The 17,489-nt window shown below is 59.2% G+C and carries 20 protein-coding genes; 5 read left to right on the top strand and 15 right to left on the bottom strand.

Going from position 1 to position 17,489, the window contains the following annotated elements:
- Positions 1-293 precede the first annotated feature (293 nt).
- The 3 genes from HAT86_RS08555 to HAT86_RS08545 are packed head-to-tail and all read left to right on the top strand — an operon-like array spanning position 294 to position 3,159.
- On the top strand, positions 294-944 hold the full coding sequence (locus HAT86_RS08555) for a histidine phosphatase family protein (protein WP_167195865.1): 651 nt from the start codon (positions 294-296) through the stop codon (positions 942-944).
- 13 nt (positions 945-957) lie between these two features.
- Complete coding sequence (locus tag HAT86_RS08550; protein WP_167195856.1) at positions 958-2,013, top strand: saccharopine dehydrogenase; 1,056 nt, start codon at positions 958-960, stop codon at positions 2,011-2,013.
- A 3-nt stretch (positions 2,014-2,016) separates the two neighbouring features.
- Positions 2,017-3,159, top strand: coding sequence for a saccharopine dehydrogenase family protein (locus HAT86_RS08545; RefSeq protein ID WP_167195853.1), 1,143 nt, complete (start codon positions 2,017-2,019; stop codon positions 3,157-3,159).
- A 50-nt stretch (positions 3,160-3,209) separates the two neighbouring features.
- Here HAT86_RS08545 and HAT86_RS08540 read toward each other — a convergent pair whose 3' ends face one another.
- The 8 genes from HAT86_RS08540 to HAT86_RS08505 all read right to left on the bottom strand — a co-directional run bounded on the left by HAT86_RS08540 (position 3,210) and on the right by HAT86_RS08505 (position 10,555).
- The gene (locus tag HAT86_RS08540; protein ID WP_167195850.1) at positions 3,210-4,109 is read right to left on the bottom strand and encodes a methylenetetrahydrofolate reductase; all 900 of its coding nucleotides are present in this window, start codon (positions 4,107-4,109) and stop codon (positions 3,210-3,212) included.
- 14 nt (positions 4,110-4,123) lie between these two features.
- Positions 4,124-5,443 carry a glycine cleavage T C-terminal barrel domain-containing protein gene (locus HAT86_RS08535; RefSeq protein WP_167195845.1) on the bottom strand — a complete coding sequence of 440 codons (1,320 nt, stop codon included), beginning with the start codon at positions 5,441-5,443 and terminating at the stop codon, positions 4,124-4,126.
- 122 nt (positions 5,444-5,565) lie between these two features.
- Complete coding sequence (locus HAT86_RS08530; protein ID WP_167195842.1) at positions 5,566-5,892, bottom strand: DUF3775 domain-containing protein; 327 nt, start codon at positions 5,890-5,892, stop codon at positions 5,566-5,568.
- A 65-nt stretch (positions 5,893-5,957) separates the two neighbouring features.
- Entirely contained in the window at positions 5,958-6,692 is a 735-nt protein-coding gene (locus HAT86_RS08525) for an SDR family NAD(P)-dependent oxidoreductase (protein ID WP_167195841.1), read from the bottom strand.
- Entirely contained in the window at positions 6,689-7,252 is a 564-nt protein-coding gene (locus HAT86_RS08520) for a DUF3833 family protein (protein WP_167195836.1), read from the bottom strand. The genes HAT86_RS08525 and HAT86_RS08520 overlap by 4 nt, the downstream gene beginning before the upstream one ends.
- Entirely contained in the window at positions 7,249-8,499 is a 1,251-nt protein-coding gene (locus HAT86_RS08515; RefSeq protein ID WP_167195833.1) for an MFS transporter, read from the bottom strand. The genes HAT86_RS08520 and HAT86_RS08515 overlap by 4 nt, the downstream gene beginning before the upstream one ends.
- Positions 8,499-9,254 (bottom strand): DUF1365 domain-containing protein, encoded by a 756-nt coding sequence (locus HAT86_RS08510; protein WP_167195830.1) that lies wholly within the window; start codon positions 9,252-9,254, stop codon positions 8,499-8,501. Before HAT86_RS08510 ends, HAT86_RS08515 begins: the two co-directional genes overlap by 1 nt.
- Positions 9,251-10,555, bottom strand: a complete 1,305-nt coding sequence (locus HAT86_RS08505; protein ID WP_167195827.1) for an NAD(P)/FAD-dependent oxidoreductase — start codon at positions 10,553-10,555, stop codon at positions 9,251-9,253. The genes HAT86_RS08510 and HAT86_RS08505 overlap by 4 nt, the downstream gene beginning before the upstream one ends.
- Before the next feature lie 125 nt (positions 10,556-10,680).
- Here HAT86_RS08505 and HAT86_RS08500 point away from each other — a divergent pair, with 125 nt between their 5' ends.
- On the top strand, positions 10,681-11,337 hold the full coding sequence (locus HAT86_RS08500; RefSeq protein WP_167195824.1) for a sigma-70 family RNA polymerase sigma factor: 657 nt from the start codon (positions 10,681-10,683) through the stop codon (positions 11,335-11,337).
- Positions 11,338-11,345: 8 nt separating this feature from the next.
- Positions 11,346-12,002 (top strand): ChrR family anti-sigma-E factor, encoded by a 657-nt coding sequence (locus tag HAT86_RS08495; RefSeq protein ID WP_167195821.1) that lies wholly within the window; start codon positions 11,346-11,348, stop codon positions 12,000-12,002.
- Positions 12,003-12,008: 6 nt separating this feature from the next.
- Here the strand turns inward: HAT86_RS08495 and HAT86_RS08490 are convergent, their stop codons facing one another.
- The 7 genes from HAT86_RS08490 to sdhC form a co-directional block, all read right to left on the bottom strand.
- The gene (locus tag HAT86_RS08490; RefSeq protein WP_167195818.1) at positions 12,009-12,851 is read right to left on the bottom strand and encodes an urea carboxylase-associated family protein; all 843 of its coding nucleotides are present in this window, start codon (positions 12,849-12,851) and stop codon (positions 12,009-12,011) included.
- A gap of 340 nt (positions 12,852-13,191) precedes the next feature.
- Entirely contained in the window at positions 13,192-13,362 is a 171-nt protein-coding gene (locus tag HAT86_RS08485; RefSeq protein WP_167195816.1) for a hypothetical protein, read from the bottom strand.
- 154 nt (positions 13,363-13,516) lie between these two features.
- Positions 13,517-14,296: a succinate dehydrogenase iron-sulfur subunit gene (locus tag HAT86_RS08480; protein ID WP_167195813.1), complete on the bottom strand. Its 780-nt coding sequence runs from the start codon at positions 14,294-14,296 to the stop codon at positions 13,517-13,519.
- 15 nt (positions 14,297-14,311) lie between these two features.
- Positions 14,312-14,608, bottom strand: coding sequence for a succinate dehydrogenase (locus HAT86_RS08475; protein ID WP_167195810.1), 297 nt, complete (start codon positions 14,606-14,608; stop codon positions 14,312-14,314).
- Positions 14,609-14,634: 26 nt separating this feature from the next.
- Positions 14,635-16,440 carry a succinate dehydrogenase flavoprotein subunit gene (sdhA, locus tag HAT86_RS08470; RefSeq protein WP_167195807.1) on the bottom strand — a complete coding sequence of 602 codons (1,806 nt, stop codon included), beginning with the start codon at positions 16,438-16,440 and terminating at the stop codon, positions 14,635-14,637.
- 18 nt (positions 16,441-16,458) lie between these two features.
- Complete coding sequence (gene sdhD / locus HAT86_RS08465; protein ID WP_167195804.1) at positions 16,459-16,830, bottom strand: succinate dehydrogenase, hydrophobic membrane anchor protein; 372 nt, start codon at positions 16,828-16,830, stop codon at positions 16,459-16,461.
- Positions 16,831-16,843: 13 nt separating this feature from the next.
- Complete coding sequence (sdhC, locus tag HAT86_RS08460) at positions 16,844-17,227, bottom strand: succinate dehydrogenase, cytochrome b556 subunit (protein ID WP_167195801.1); 384 nt, start codon at positions 17,225-17,227, stop codon at positions 16,844-16,846.
- Positions 17,228-17,489 lie beyond the last annotated feature (262 nt).

Below are 17,489 nucleotides of genomic sequence, written 5' to 3'. Positions count from 1 at the left end.
CCACATCCCAAATCGTCTGACCCCGCGCAGCCTCAACTTCACGGCCGTTCAAAGTGATCTTGATCGTTCCAGACATGCGCGCCTCCTTGAGCTTGTAAGTGGTAAACCATGCCAATGATTTCCAGAGTCTCACAATCCCGACACCTGCCCGCATTTTTGCGGCGTCGGGGCAGGTGCCGGTTTCCGATAGGCAACACCAGGCAGCCGGAAATATTTTCCGCCGCCGCACCTTTCCCCGCGCGGCGCAGGGCGCTAACGTGCCGCCGATACACGAACAGCAGGGCAATTCAGACGTGGCCGAAATCATTCTTGTGCGGCACGGGCAGGCCAATGCCCAAGCCACCGACGAGGCAAGCTATGACCGCTTGTCTGACTTAGGCCGTCAGCAGGCGGACTGGCTCGGCGTGCATATGCGCACCACCAATCCGCATTTTGACCGGGTGCTGACCGGCACCCTGTCGCGGCAAGCCGACACGGCGCGCGGCATGGGCTACGAGATCACCACCCAAGATCCACGCCTGAACGAGTTGAGCTATTTCTCATTGGCCCATGCGCTTGAAGATCAGCACGGTATTCCGGCCCCGCGCGACGCGACCGAGTTTGCCACGCATCTGCCACAGGTCATCGACCATTGGACACGCAACCGGCTGGAGGGCGTCCCCGAGCGGTTCGATGCCTTCACCGACCGCATCACCGCAGCCTTGGACGAGGCCTGCCATATGCCGGGGCGCACGTTGATCGTGACCTCGGGCGGGGTGATCGGCATGGCCCTGCGCCATACGCTGGGGCTGGAAAACGGGGGCATGGCCAAGATCATGCTGCAAATCATGAACAGTTCGGTGCACCGGCTTGAATATGTCCACGACATGCTGATGCTGGGGGCCTTCAACGCAACCCCACATCTGGATAGCCCCGACCGGGCGCATGCCCGCACATTCGTCTGAGGAAGCAAGAACCATGACACATCTTTGGGTCCGGGCCGAGCAGCGCCCCAACGAAGATCGCACCGGCCTGACGCCCGATGGCGCGGCACACCTGATCGCCAAGGGCATCAAGGTGACGGTGGAAGACAGCCGCACGCGGATCATCCCGCTTGACGGCTACCGCAAGGCAGGCTGCGAGATCTCGCCGGAAAATTCATGGCCCGACGCCCCGCGCGACGCGATTGTCTTTGGCCTCAAGGAACTGCCGGATGACGGCACGCCGCTGCCGCATCGCCACATCATGTTCGGCCATGCGTTCAAGGGGCAACATTCGGGCCGTCGCCTGCTGGAGCGGTTCAAGGCCGGGGGCGGCACGCTGTATGATCTGGAATATCTGGTCGATGAACAGGGCCGCCGGGTCGCCGCCTTTGGCTATTGGGCCGGCTATGCGGGGGCGGCGGTCAGCCTGATGGCGTGGGCCGCGCAAAAACAGGGCGGCACCTGCCCGCCGGTTTCGGCCTATCCCGACAAGGATGCATTGCTGCAAGATTTGGCCGGGCGGCTGGACAATACGGGCCAGCCGCGCCCCACAGCGATTGTCATCGGTGCGCTTGGCCGGGTCGGCACAGGCGCGGCAGACCTGTGCGAAGCCATGAACGTGCAAACCACCCGGTGGGACATGGCCGAAACCGCCAGCGGCGGACCCTTCCCGCACATCCTGCAACACAATATTTTCCTCAACTGTATCTTTGCGCGGCCCGGCACGCCGGTTTTCGTGCCACAATCGGCCCTGACAGCCGACCGTGCGCTAAGCGTGATCGGTGACGTCGCCTGCGACCCCGACAGTGATTACAACCCTGTTCCGGTGTATAATGAGGCTACGACTTGGGATGCCCCGGCCACCCGTGTGCATGACGCCCCGCCACTGGACGTGATGGCGATCGACAATCTACCGTCGCTTTTGCCGCTGGAATCCTCGCATGATTACGCGGGCCAATTGCTACCCTCGCTGCTGACGCTGGACGATCTGAACGCTGGCGTTTGGACGCGGGCTGCGGCGGTTTTCAACGACAAGATCAAGGAGGTCTGAACAATGACAATCCACTGGTGCGGAACCGGCCTTTCGGCCATTCCCGGCCTGCGCCGCCTGATCGAGGCTGGCCATGACGTGACCGTCTGGAACCGGACGACCGACAAGGCGAAAGAGGCCGTCGGCGATCTGACGGAAAATATCCACGCCTTCGATTTCGACACGCTGAAATCCAAGCTGGCCAAAGGCGATATCGTGGTATCAATGCTGCCCGGCGACTGGCACGTGCCGCTGGCCGAGATGTGCATCGAAACCGGCGCACATTTTGTCAGTTCCTCTTATATCGCGCCCGAGATGCGCGCGCTGAACGATAGCGCGCGCGCCGCTGGCGTGACCTGCGTGAACGAGGTGGGGCTGGACCCCGGCATTGACCACCTGATGGCGCATCATCTGGTGGCCGATTACCGCGCGTCGGACGCGTTCAGCCCGGCCAACGACATCAGCTTTCTGTCGTATTGCGGCGGCATTCCCAAACATCCAAATCCGTTCCGCTACAAATTCAGCTGGTCGCCCTTGGGGGTGCTCAAGGCGTTGCGCTCGCCCTCGCGTTCGGTCAAGGATTTCGCGGAACTCAATGTCGCGCGGCCATGGGATGCCCTGTCAAGCTACAGCGCCCCGCTGCCCACGCCGGAAACCTTCGAGGTGTATCCAAATCGCGACTCACTGCCATTCATCGAGGATTATCGCTTTGATCCCTCTTGGAAGATCAAAGAATTCGTGCGCGGCACCCTGCGCCTGAATGGCTGGGCCGATGCGTGGTCTGACGTCTTCCGCGAGATCGAAACGCTGGAGGGCGAGGCCGGCGAGGCGCGTCTGAAGGAAATGTCCGATCAGTTCTGGGCCGAAAACGCCTATGACGAGGGCGAGCCGGATCGCGTGGTGCTGTGTGTCTCGCTCAAGGCCGAGCACAAGGGCGAGCCTGTCTGGCACAAGACCTACGTGATGGACGCATGGGGCGACGCGCGCGGCACCGCCATGGCGCGGCTTGTGTCGATCCCTGTGTCGCTCGCCGTTGAGGCGGTGCTGAACCACGAAATCCCGGCGGGTGTTCACCCGGCCCCGCATGACCCCAAACTGGTTACGCGCTTCTTGGGCGAGGTCGACAAACTGGCGCAGCATTTGCAGGTGGTCGATCACGTGGAATGATCACGCGATCGGGGCCGTTTCATCCGCAAACGGCCCCGATGCCCGCAGCATTAGCCTTGGCCCATGATTTCAGCCAGCGCCAAGGGAAGCGGCCAGCGATTCATGGTGTAGATATGCAACCCCGGCGCGCCATAGGCAATCAAACGTCGGGCTTGTTCTACCGTGGCCGTCGCCGCCAGATACGGCTCCAGCTCCGGGGTCTCCTCGGTCCGTGCAAACAACCGATCCAGCCAATCCGGCACCTTGGTGCAATTGCTTTGCGCGAACCGTTTTAGGCGTGGCCAGCCTTCCAACGGCATCACCCCCGGCACAATCGGCGCGTCGATACCATGGCGGGCGCAGTCCTCTAGGAAACGCCCATATGCGGCCGGGTCCAGCACGAATTGACAAAAAGCAGAGTTGGCGCCCGCATCCAACTTCTCACGCAGATGCACGATATCTTCGTCCATCGTATCGGCCTCGGGGTGCTTTTCGGGATAGGCCGCCACGGCGATGTCAAAATCGTGCTGTTGGCGCAGGGCCGCCACCAAATCCGAAGCATGGGCAAACCCCGGCGGCAACGGTCCGGATACCCCGCGCGGACGATCCCCGCGCAGGGCTAGAATACGTCGTATCCCGCCCTCCCAAAACCGATCAGCGGTTTCAAGCGCCTCGTCGCGCGACAGGCCAAGGGCCGTAAGATGCGCCATCACCGGCCGCCCCGACTGGGTGGCGGCATCGGTGGCCGCGTCAAATGTGCCGCTGCGCGTGGTGCCCCCTGCCCCCATCGTGACCGAAAAACCGCGACTGGCCATGGGCGACAGACGCTCCACGGTTTCCAGCATCGCATTACGGCCATCGGCGCTGTGCGGGGGGAACAGCTCAAAACTCAGGGGCACCTTGCCATGCATCTCGTAGAGGTCACGTAGCAGGGCAGATCGCGGCTGTGCCGGCGATGGGTTCATGTCCATTGTCTGTGGACTCCTTAATCAGCCCAATCGCGCCCGCTGGCCCGAGCCTGTTCGCGGGCGCTTGGATGGGCAGAAGGTCGGAACGGAATTTCGACCACGGTTGCCGCGACCAGTTGGCCCGACACATCCGTGTAGCGTTCCGGCAGGGCCACCCGCAATTCGGTGCCGATATCCGACATATTCCAGGGGACGTAGCCCAAGGCGATGTTGCATTCCAATTCAGGCGACCACCATGGCGAGGTCACATAGCCCACACGGACGCCATCGGGCGAAGAGATCAGCCAGAAATCCGGCGCGTAATCGGTGATCGGGCAACCGCCCATCCGCAATCCGACGAGTTTCAGCTTGAACGGATAGCGCCCTGCGTCAATCTCATCGCGCTGCGCCTCAAGCGCCGCACGGCCGATATAATCGGCCTCTTTCTTTCGCGGCACCTGATAGGCAAGGTTCACCTGAAACGGCGAGGTTTCATTGTCCATATCCTGCCCCCATGACAGGATGCCTGCCGCAATGCGCCGGTGATGCGCCGGCGCAATCACACGCAGGCCAAACCGCGCGCCACGGCCCAGAATAGCATACCACATCGCCTCGGCGTGCAGGGTGGCGTCGCGGAGGTAAATTTCATACCCGGCCTCACCGGAAAAGCCGGTTTGGCTGATCAACACAGAACAGCCCGCCAAGTCCGCTTCCATCAACTCGTAATACTCAAGATCGCGGATTGCATCGCCAAACAGATCAACCATCAGGTCTTCGGACAGCGGCCCTTGGACCTGAACCGGGGCCACGTCCAGTTCCGCGATATCCACATCATAGCGCAGCCCGACATTCACGCCTTGCAGCCACAACAACAAATCACTGTCCGACGTAGAAAACCAGAATTCATCTTGGGCCAATCGCAGTAGCACCGGATCGTTCAGAATGCCGCCCTGTTCATTGCACAAAATGGTGTATTTGCCGCGCATCGGTTCAATAGCTGTCGCGTCTCGGGTGATCACCCGGTTCACAAAAGCCTCGGCATCGGGGCCTTTGACGCAAATCTGCCGCTCGACGGCGACATTCCAAAGGGTGACGCGATTGACCAGCGCGTCGTATTCGGCCATCGCGCCGCCATCTTCAGGTTTGATGTAACCGCGCGGGTGATACATCCGGTTATATACGGTTGCGCGCCAACAACCCGCTTCCATCGACAAGTGCCAAAACGGTGACTTTCGCACTCGGGTCGAGATCAGCATCTGAACAGGTGTTGGCCCGCTTTGGCGCAGATTGTGCGGCACAAGCCTGTCTGACTGATCGACGCCCGGCACGTTGGGGTGCGGCCTGTTGGTATCGGTCATATCGCGTCCTCCTTTAACAAGTCCGGAGACGTATCACCCGCTGATTGTGACATATATCAGGCCCGAGTCGATACAACCGTGCCAATCACATTGGCTTGAAGGCCAGACCAAGCACGCCCCGATCAGCCACCACGCACCAGATCATCCTCGGCATCGACAATGGAAATGCCCAGTTCGTCCAAACCGTTTTCCAAGTGATCCGATAAATGTGGCGTTCCCAGAAGGTAATCGGCGGTCGGCGTGGTGGCCTCGGCCATGGCCGTGCGTTTGGCCTCTTCCAAATCGTCCGCGGTAAAGCTGTCGCGCCCGATCCACATCAAGGCCACAAGGCTGGCCTGTTCGTCTTCGGTCAAACGGTCGATAAAGGCGCGCAGTTCAGGCTCGGCCCGCTCCAATTCGCGCGCCATCAACACCACTTGGGCAATCTTGTATGTGCTTATGTCCAGCATCTTTGTTCTCCTGTTCGCAAATATTACCACAGGAATGGGGGGCGGCGCGCCCCCCGTCTTTGATCTTAAGCAAAAAGGCGATAGTAAGCCCAGTTTGGCAAAAACCGTGACAGCCGGAATACAAGGCTAAAGAGCCGCGGAAAGCTGCGATCAAAAGCGCCGTTGTCGCACATCAACTCGAACGTTTCCTGCGCGGCTTGTTCGGGCGTCATCAGGAATGGCATGTTAAACTGGTTCTTGTCGGTCAGGCGCGTCTTGATGAAACCGGGATTGGCCAATTGCACCCGCACCCCCGTGCGCCACAAATCGGCATGCAACGATTCCGCCAGTGACATTATACCAGCCTTCGATGCCCCATAGCCAACCGCGCCCGGCAAGCCCCGAAAGCCCGCCAAAGACCCTGTCAGCACGATATGGCCCGCATCGCGCGTAACCATTGCCGGCACCACATGGCCAAGAACACGAACAGCACCGGTGAAATTCACATCAGCCATCGCAGTGACCTGTTCGGCGTTCCATTCCGTGGCGGCCATCGGCCAATAGACCCCGGCCAAAAAGACCAGCCCGTCGACCTTGCCCACCTGCTCTGCCGCTTGCGCAACACTTGCATCATCGGCCACGTCCATCGGCACGGCCTGCGCGCGGCCCGGCATGTCTTGCACCGCTTGCTGCAACCTGTCCGCATTGCGCGCCGACAAGATCACCTCGGCCCCGGCGGCATTCAGCTTGCGCGCCAACGCCAATCCCAAACCTTCGCTGGCACCCACCAGCCAATAGCGTTTTCCCTGCCAATCATTCATGCCTGATCCACCTTGCGCATGGTCGCCACCAATTCGGCCACCTTGATCCCAAACTTTCGGAACTGGCTGCGGTTCACCACCACGCCATTGGGGGCCAGATACATCCAATCTGTCACACTCAAAACATGCCCGCCAGCCTCGTCCGGCAGGCGGATGCGATAGGACAGGCACGTGGTCGCGCCGGATTGCTGTCCGGTCCCCGTGCCCACCAGATCGTCGGCCTCGGCTCGGATTGCACCATCATTCCCCAGTTCCAAGCGCCATTCCCGATCTTGGGTGTTGCCGCTGTCATATTCGAAATGTTCGTGCATCACGCCGCGGTTGCCATCCCACTTTGCGGCGAAATCACCAGAAAACCGTGATGCGACGCGCCCCAACGGGCCGTATATTACACCTTCACACTTGATCTGGCCGTTCAGGTGCTCGCGTAGATCCATGCGCGGCTCAGATTGGGTGTAATCAGTGGGCTTTTGCGCCATGAACCCGGTAAAACGGTTGCGGACCAGCATCAGTAACAGCATCGCCAGAACGCCAAGCGCAAAATACGTCAATGCGGTCATTGGGTTGGGCTCCTTTTCGGAATGACAAGAGAAGACGGGCGAACGCTGTCGTCGATCTTGGTGGTGGACAGCAGTACAATCGCCACGAGTTTGAGCGCGCAAGGCAAGGCACCATATAGCAAGCTGAGCAGCAGCAAGGCATCGTCCGGGTTATCTTGCCCGGCCTGAAAGCCGCCCACGTCCAGCAGTGGCAACAGCGCCACCGCGGCCAAGGCCAGCGTGAATTTCGAGACGAACGACCAAAGGCTGAAGCCTTCGGTCGCGCCGGGCGAAACGCGCTCCATCCGGCGGGCGAACAAGGCGGGCAACAAGGTCATATCCGCGCCCAATGCCGCGCCCGAGGCCACGCAGATCACTGCAAAGGCCCAGACATCGCCAGCGCCCAGTGTCACGGCCATGCCAAAAGCGGCAATTGACAACACCATGCCCCCCAAAAGCACCCGCTTTGCCCCCCACCTTTCAGCCAACCACCCCCAAGCCGGGGCTGCTACGGCGGCGGACAGGAAAAACAGCAACAAAAACGGCCCTTCCCACCCCGGAGCCTGCAAACGACTTTCGACAAAGAACAAAAACAGGGTAGAGCTGACCGCCACTGGCGCGGCATTGACCAAGGCCACCGCCAGTAATTTGCGCGTCACGCGATCCCGCAGGACAGGGCCAAACCCGGTGCTGTCCACCACTACGGCGCGCCACTGGCCCAACATCGACCACAGCGCGGCGACGGCCAACAGCGCAAACGCCAAGGCAAACCCTGCATAGCCATCCAAAGCAAGCGGCGCCACCGAGGCGGCGCAAATCCCCAGCAAAGCACCGGTTTCGCGCCAACGGGCCAGCCGCAGATGCCCTTGGTCGCCCGCCATGTGGCCCGCAGCTGAAACGCCTTGAGCGTAAAAACAGATCGTCAAATAACTGAAGCAGGAAAAAACCACCGTCAGCATCACCGCAAACCAAACAAGCGGCGCAACCGGCGGCTGGATCGCAAACAGGCCAAGCATCGCCGCAGCCATGGCAAGGCCCGCAGCCATCACCGAAAGGCCACGCATGGCCCGCAGCCGTTCAGCCAAACGCCCCAAAAGCGGGTCTTGCACGACATCCAGCAGGCGCAAGCCGAACAACACCGTGCCCAGCGCGGCCAGCGACACACCGTATTCATCCACGTAGAACTTGGGCGCGTGGATATAAATCGGCAGTCCGGCAGACGCCAACAAGGCCGCGAAAAGCGCGTATGAGGGTAGGCGTGGGGCCATCAGCGGCTGATCTCTTGGGTGGGCGGTTCGGGACGCTTGCGAAAGGTTGCCCCCTTCCACCACAGCTTGACCGCCTGCCAATGGATCAGCGCCAACACCCGGCGTGATCCAAACGGGCGACGCAGGCACGCGCTCAGCAATCCTATGGCCGTCAGCGGCTTGCGCGCGCCCACCAAGGTTGCAATGATGCCGCCGTTGCCGCCGGTAAAGTCGATCCAGATGCCAATCCTGTCAGGCCGCAGGTCAAAGCGGAATTCATAGCTGCCATCGACCCGTTGGAACGGCGAAACATAAAAGATCTTGGTGGCCCGCAACCGATCTTCTGACGTGATCGGCGCATGATCATCGCGGTGGCACAGATAAGAATGCCTGTCGCCATACGTGTTACTGACCTCGGCGATGATCACCGGCACCTGACCGTCTTGATCGCGGCAGATCCAGAACGAGACCGGGTTGAACACATGACCCAGAATGCGCGGTTGGGTCAGCAGTTCGATCTTGGCCGGTTGCGGCAGCGCGTGTTCGGTCAGGACGTCACGCACCCATGCCGCCCCACGGCCCTGCTTGGGCGCGCCGCCATGATCGCTATCATGCACCGAGGCCAGCGCGCCGCGGTTTCGCCCAAAAAAGCGCGGTCCTTTGACAGGGCTTTCTGCATCCAGCAGCACATAGTCCACGCCATAGCGAAAGGCGTTTTCGATCGCGCCCTTGCGGCCGTGCCATGTATGGCCCGCGATATGATCGACAGCACTCATTCTGCAGCAACTTGGGCCGACAGCGTCCGCGCGCTGATGGCTTCGGCCACGTCTATACCGCTTGACAGCCCGTCTTCGTGAAACCCGTTGCGCATCCATGCGCCACAGAACCACGTATTGCTGGCCCCGTTCATCGCCCGGACCTGCCCTTGCGCGCGCAGCGCGGCCAGATCGTACACCGGATGGCGCAGCGTCACCTGATCGTAGATCAACTCTTCCCGGATCGGTCGGGTAGAATTCAGCGTCACGAAATGTGGGTCTGTCTGCGGGATGGGCTGCAACTTGTTCATCCAGTAGGTGATGTCAATCTGCCCGTCCCGTTTGGCCGGCGTTTCCGAATAATTCCACGACGACCAAACCGCCCGCTTGCGCGGCATGACATCGGAATCCGCGTGAAGAACCACGTCATTCGGTTGATAACCGATGGCGCCAAGCGCGGTGCTTTCGGCCTCGGTCGGATCGCTCAGCAGGCGGAGGGTATCATCGGAATGCGTGGCAAAAATCACCTCGTCGAAAACTTCCCAATCCCCGCCAATCAGTTTGACCTCAGGCCCACTGGCCGTGCGGCGCACGGCGTCCACCGGGCAGCCAAGGCGCATTTGCACACCTTGGGCACGCATCGCCTGTTCCAGCCGGTCAACATAAGAAATCGAACCACCCTGCACCGTGTACCACTGGTGCTGGCCGGAGTAATTCATCAGGGCGTGGTTTTCGAAAAACTGGATCAACGCCTGTGCCGGAAAATCCATGATCCGCTCTTTCGGCGTCGACCAGATCGCGCCGGACAATGGCATCAAATAATAGTCTCGGAACCAGTCGCCGGTGCCTAGCTCATCTAAAAAGTCACCGATGCTGTGATCTTTGTGCGATACCGCCTTTGCCGGGGCTTGCGCGTTGAACCGGACAATGTCGCGCAACATCCCGATAAATCTTGGGCTCAGCAAATTGCGCCGTTGTGCGAAGACGGCTGCAAAACTGGCCAGACCATATTCCAACCCACCGCCACGCACCGAGGCCCCAAAGCTCATATCGCTTTTGACCACTGGCACATCCAACTGATCGAAAATCCGGGCGAGGTTTGGGTAGTTGGCGTAGTTGAACACGATAAAGCCGGTATCCACAGGTTGATTCCCATGTTTTCCAGCCATAATCGTGCGCGCATGACCGCCCAAGCGCGGCTCTGCCTCGATAAGCGTCACGTCATGGGTTTCGCCCAATTCATATGCAGCCCCCATTCCTGATATTCCGCCGCCGATCACGGCAATCTTCCTGCGCACAGGCAGGCCTGTTTCAAATGGCATCCGTTTGTTCCGGTATTTGTTTAATACTAAGGCTTTTACGCGTATCGCGCGGCAGCGGATTAGAATGAAAGCAGAAAATATCCGCGCCAAGTGATCCGACCGATTATTTGCAGCGTAGATAGTCTATGTTGCAGTTCGCCGACACACTAGATCGTCCAAAGCCCTCGTTCGCCGCAAGGCGTCGTGATAAGTACGCTCGTGAGGCAACAAGCATATCGGAATCAGCCCAAGTGGCAGACACGAAAGAGAAACAAAACGACCACTGGGCCGGATGCATCGTCCGGGTCAGAGATGTCCAAGATCAGGCCGCGTTCGCGGAGCTGTTCAATCACTTCGCTCCACGCGTCAAAGCGTTTTTGATGAAATCAGGGGCTGACGCGACCTTGGCCGAAGAGTGCGCACAAGACGTGATGGCCACGCTTTGGCAAAAGTCGCATTTGTTTGACCCTTCCCGCGCCAGTGCGGCGACGTGGATCTTTACGATTGCGCGAAATCGGCGGATCGACGCGATCCGCAAAATGAAACGTCCCGAACCCGAGGATTTACCTTGGGGCCCGGACATCGAACCTGATCAGGCTGATGTGTTGGTCTTGCAACAGGAAAGCGAACAATTGGGGCAAGCCATTTCGGAATTGCCCGAAAAACAGAGAACTCTGATCGAAAAGGCCTACTTTGGTGATTTGACGCACAATGAAATCGCCGAACAAACCGGCCTGCCCCTTGGAACGATCAAATCCAGAATACGTTTGGCGCTAGACCGTCTGCGCCACGCAATGAAGTGAACACAAACATGCAAGACCATATCAAACACCACCTGTCCGATGCACTCTTGATGGCGTATTCCGCTGGTAACCTACCTGAGGCGTTCAGCCTGACGGTGGCTGCGCATATTTCGATGTGTGACGAATGCCGCGCGCGGCTTGGCGCCTTTGATACAGTTGGGGGCGCTTTGATTGATCAGGCCGAGGCCGCCCCGATGGCGGTTGGCAGCCTTGAGGCGACGATGGAACGGATCAAATCTGCCGGGGACCAAACATCGCGGCAGCGGCCTGCCGTGCGCACAGGTGGTGTCTTGCCCAAGCCGATACAAGATTACATCCGCGGCGATCTGGACGCGGTGAAATGGCGATCGGTCGGGATGGGCGTCAAGCAGGCTATTATGCCAACCGCGCGTGATGCGTCGGCGCGGCTGTTGTATATCCCTGCCGGGGCCGCCGTGCCGGATCATGGGCACAAGGGCACCGAACTGACGCTGGTTTTGCAAGGCGCCTTCCGCGACGAGGTGGATCATTTCGGCCCCGGCGATATCGAAGTGGCCAACGAAGACCTTGATCACACACCGGTGGCGGACATCGGGGCCGATTGCATCTGCCTTGCGGCCACCGATGCCCCCCTTAGATTCAGAGGTTTCTTGCCGCGCATTGCGCAGCCTTTCCTGCGCATTTGACGCGGTTCAGCGCCCGTGGCTGCGGTTATACCCGTTGGCGGGCGGGCTAACCCAGCCGCCCAGAGCATTCGGTTCCGGCTGGAACACTTCGACCAGCAAAGGATAGCACGCTGCGCTGTCGCTGGAATGCTCGGACGAGCAGTCCCCACCCGGACAGGCCGACAAGGCCCCCAAAAGGTCGATCTCGGCAAAGAATTCAAGGTGGTCACCGGGCCGCACGGGGCTGGCCTTCATGAAATACTGGCCTGTATCGCGGGTAAAGCCCGTGCACATGAACACGTTCAGCACGTCATGCACATGCGGCTCGGCCTGCTTCAACGACACGCCCAGTTCATCCGCAACGGCGCGTGTCAGATTTGAATGACAGCAATGATGATAATGTGATCCGGCCAACAGGTTGCCGGTGTAAGGATCACACCGCGTTCCAATCACGTCATGCACCGACCCGCCAAATGCGTCGATCCCATACCAGTCCAACGTATCAGCCGTGATTGTCGCCATCGGGCGCAGATGCGGAAACGATGACCACATGCGCTGCCCCTTGGTTAAATGCGTCCCATGCAGGGCGCGGGTTTTGCCGGAATAGAACCGTTCGGACAGGTCATTGGCATTCCAAAGGTTCAAATCGCCCACTTGTGGACCCTCGACCGAGGAAATGCGAAAGAACTGCCCGGCAGCGACCTTGAAACAGGCCGCATCCCGCGGGGCGACCAACACCTCGTCAACCTTCTGCGCAGTGTGCCGCGCAGCGGTATAAAGCGCCATGTCCGGCACAGGCAGGGTGTCGTTGGGATAACAAATCACAGGTTCAACAGCACGGCGGGCGGCAGCATCGGCAGGTTCTTGCATCGGGGCCTCGTGTCGGGATTGCAGTTACTTGGCTTTGCAATCCAAAGGCGGTTTTCCCGTCGATGTAAAGGCCTCGGCGCCGCACGCCATACAACGATATTTGCGCAGCCCGTCCGCATCCGCGCGCCGATCCTCGCGCCACCGGCAAAAGCGGGTTCGGCGATTGGAAAAAATCACGATCAGGACAAAAGCCACGATCAGGCCGACAACGATGATCAAAGCTGCGCCTCCGCGAAGATTACCAAGGGCTTATAGCTCGTTTGCCGCGCAGTCTGAACCGTTGAAATAACGCGCGACCCGATCGCACCTGTCGTCATCGGGTCGCGTTACGCTGTTTGGTTTAGAAATAGGCGTACATTTGGTCCAGCGCCGACAACTCGGGGCTGGCAGGCGAGGCCGGTGTGTTTGCCGGTTCATCCTGATAATAGATCTCGAACCAATCTGCCATGTTGGCGGCTGTATCCGCCGGGGTGGTGGCTTGGGTATCATTTGTTTTCGCTGCAAGTGCCATGGGGTCTCTCCATCATGATTGCACTTGTAAATGTAACATTCTGCAGCGCAGCATTCACCGACACTCCTGCAAGTGCGTTATGCGCTGAACGCAAAATGCACAAAAAAGCCCCGGCAAAATGCCGGGGCTCGTTGATTTTATGCGTTATTTTTTCTCAGACTGCCCGCTCAACCATCATTTTCTTGATGTTTGAAATCGCTTTGGCCGGGTTCAGACCTTTGGGGCAGGTCTTGGTGCAGTTCATGATCGTATGGCAACGATACAGCTTGAAGGGATCTTCCAGATCATCCAGACGCTCGCCCGTAGCCTCGTCGCGGCTGTCGATGATCCAGCGATAGGCATGCAACAGGGCTGCCGGCCCAAGATACTTGTCACCGTTCCACCAATAAGACGGGCAGGAGGTCGAGCAACAGGCACACATCACGCATTCATAAAGACCATCAAGCTTTTCACGGTCTTCTATCGATTGCTTCCATTCTTTCGCCGGAGCATTCGTTTTGGTCTCCAACCACGGCATGATGCTTTCGTGCTGCGCGTAAAAATGCGTGAGGTCGGGAATCAAATCCTTGACCACGGGCATATGCGGCAACGGATAGATTTTCACATCGCCTCTGATTTCGTCCATGCCATAAATACAGGCCAACGTGTTGATCCCGTCGATATTCATCGCACAGGATCCGCAGATCCCCTCGCGGCAAGACCGGCGGAACGTCAGCGTCGGGTCGATCTTGGTTTTGATGTAAATCAGCGCATCCAGAACCATCGGCCCACAATCGTCCAGATCGACGAAATAGGTATCGACGCTAGGAGTGTCGCCGTTGTCAGGATTCCAACGATAAACTTGGAACTTGCGGACGTTTTTTGCGCCCTCGGGCTTGGGCCATGTCTTGCCCGCTGTCATCCGGGAATTCTTGGGGAGTCTCAGTTGAACCATTTTTGTCTCCTCCGCTTAGCCGCCAAACAGCGTCATGCTGTTTTCGGCAATGCATTGCACGGCTTCGGGGCGCCGAGCGATCTCAAGCACCTGATCCACCGTTGATTGAGTTACACCCGAGACCGACGCCCCGGCAATTGTCAGAATTTCATTCGCCGAGGCCGCATCAATGATGCAATCGGTCACTGGCGCCGCGTTCACGCCGGGAAACTGCCGGTCGACAACCCCATTCACCACGGTCTTGGCACGGTCACGCGCCAAGTTGTCCGCCGCGTCGTTCATCGCGTTGCACCCCGTCAGAACGGTCGCCATTGTCAAAGCTATGGCAAACCCCTTCATCAGAACGTCCGTTCCTTGGGGGCGATTTTCTTGATGCTTATGCCACCGTCGGTCTCGGACGTGAGCGGATCTTCGATGATCGGGCGATAGCTAAGATCGATCGTCGCATCAGCCACCCGTGCGATCGTGTGCACCCGCCAGTTTTCATCGTCACGCGTGGTGAAATCCTCATGCGCATGTGCGCCGCGGCTTTCCTTGCGTGCCTCTGCCCCGGCGATGGTGGCCAAGGCGTTGGGCATCAAGTTGGTCAGCTCCAACGTCTCCATCAGGTCCGAGTTCCAGATAAGCGAGCGGTCCGTCACCTTCAAATCGCCAACCTTGGCGGCAATGGCCTGCATTTTATTGACGCCGTCAGCCAAGGTTTTTGAGGTCCGGAACACGGCGGCGTCTTCTTGCATGGTTTTCTGCATTTCCAGACGCAGATCAGCCGTCGGCGTGTCACCATCGGCATGGCGCAGGGTATCGAACCGGTCAAACGCTTTATCGACCTGTGCCGTATTGGTGTCGGGCACGGCTGTTTCGGGATCAACCACCTTACCGGCCCGGATAGCGGCCGCACGGCCAAACACCACCAAGTCGATCAACGAGTTGGACCCAAGGCGGTTCGCCCCGTGAACACTGGCGCACCCGGCCTCGCCCACGGCCATCAGCCCCGGCACAACGGCGTGCGGATCATCCTTTTGGGGGTTCAAAACCTCGCCCCAATAGTTCGTCGGAATACCGCCCATGTTGTAATGCACGGTGGGCAGCACCGGGATCGGCTCTTTCGTGACGTCCACACCGGCGAAAATCTTGGCGGATTCCGAAATGCCGGGCAGGCGCAGGTTTAGCGCCTCGGCGGGCAGGTGCGACAGGTTCAGGTGAATATGATCACCATTCGGACCCACGCCCCGGCCCTCGCGGATTTCCATCGTCATCGAACGGCTGACATAATCGCGCGGCGCAAGGTCTTTGTAGTTGGGCGCATAGCGCTCCATGAACCGCTCGCCTTCGCTGTTGGTCAGGTAACCACCCTCACCGCGCGCACCTTCGGTGATCAGACAACCCGAGCCATAGATGCCCGTTGGGTGAAACTGCACAAATTCCATGTCCTGCAGCGGCAGCCCCGCACGGGCCACCATGCCGCCACCGTCGCCGGTGCAGGTATGCGCGCTTGTGGCGCTGAAATAGGCGCGGCCATAGCCGCCTGTTGCCAACACCACCATCTTGGCGTTGAACACATGCATCGTTCCATCGTCCAGCTTCCAGCAGACAACACCGGTGCAGGCACCATCATCGCTCATGATCAGGTCGATGGCGAAATATTCGATGTAGAATTCGGCGTTGTTTTTCAGGCTCTGGCCATAAAGCGTGTGCAGAATGGCGTGGCCAGTCCGGTCGGCGGCGGCACACGTGCGCTGCACCGGCGGGCCTTCCCCGAATTCCGTGGTATGGCCACCAAAGGGGCGCTGATAAATCTTGCCCTCTTCGGTGCGGCTGAACGGAACACCGTAATGTTCCAGCTCATACACGGCTTTGGGGGCCTCGCGCGCCAGATATTCCATGGCGTCTGTATCGCCCAGCCAATCACTGCCCTTGACCGTGTCATACATGTGCCACTGCCAGTGATCCGGCCCCATGTTCGACAGCGACGCGGCGATGCCACCCTGTGCCGCAACCGTGTGCGAGCGTGTCGGGAACACTTTGGTCACGCAGGCCGTGCGCAGGCCCTGTTCGGCCATGCCAAGCGTGGCGCGCAGCCCTGCGCCGCCCGCCCCCACGACAACAACATCATAATCGTGCGTTTCGTATTCGTAAGCAGCCATTGCTTGAAAACTCCGGGATTAAAGGGCGATCTTGAGAACGGCGAACAAGCCAGTGGCGATCATGCCATAGCTTAGCACCGTGACCGAGATGATCAGGATCTTCCGGGTCATGCCGCCCGCGTAATCTTCGATCATGGTTTGTGCGCCCTTGCGGAAATGTTGCAGCCCCACATACAGGACCAGTATTGTCAGAATCGCCACGGCGGGGTTTGAAAAGGTATCGATAACCTCATCATGAGTGCCCCCAAGCGCACGGCCAAAGACGAAAAGAAAGATCGGCACGATCAACGCCAAGCCCACCGAGCTGACGATCATATACCAATGATGTTCGGTGCCGGAATGAGCAGCGCCCAAACCTTCGGCGCGCTTGCGTGCTGTTAGAAAACGCATGGCTGGCCCCCTTTTAAATGATTATCAGCGTGATGATGGTCATGATTACCGACCCGGCGATACAGGCGATGCCCAGCTTTTCAGCCGTTTCTATTTCAAGGCCCTTGCCAGAATCGTAGATCAAATGCCGCAGCCCGGCAAAGTAGTGATACCAGATCGCCCAAAGCGACAGCGTGAAAACCAAATCCCCGAACCACGATGTCACCACCGCGTTTGCCATTGCAAAATACTCCGGCCCCGTCGCGGCGGCCAACAACCACCAGACAACCAGCAGCGCGGCAACGATCAAGGCATTGCCGGTCAGGCGCGTCAGAATCGAGGTAATCGAAGTCAGCTGTGGGCGATAGACTTGCAGATGTGGAGACAGTGGGCGGTCGCCCCGGTTCACGTCGGCCATGGTCGGTCCCTTCGTTTTCGTCCTTGGGGCGCGCCCACGGTGAGTGGACTGCCCTTGTCATGAGTCTTTTAGCGCGTGATTGCGCTTTGCACAGCCCCATTTGGTGAATTCTACCGTCAATTCGTCGCAGATCGGCATTTTGTGATCACGTAAATTATCGTGTGATCACAAAATTAACCCTGATTGTAGGTCAAGAGGCTATCAGTCCCCTAAGGCTTGGAAATCTGACGGTTAAGGGTAATCGGTCGACTTATGCCACGAA

Origin of the sequence: Roseovarius gahaiensis (assembly GCF_011601345.1) — a bacterium.
In the GTDB taxonomy this organism is placed as follows: Bacteria; Pseudomonadota; Alphaproteobacteria; order Rhodobacterales; family Rhodobacteraceae; genus Roseovarius; species Roseovarius gahaiensis.
The sequence above is the reverse complement of the archived record's forward strand: the minus strand, read 5'-3'. Positions and strand labels throughout refer to the sequence as shown.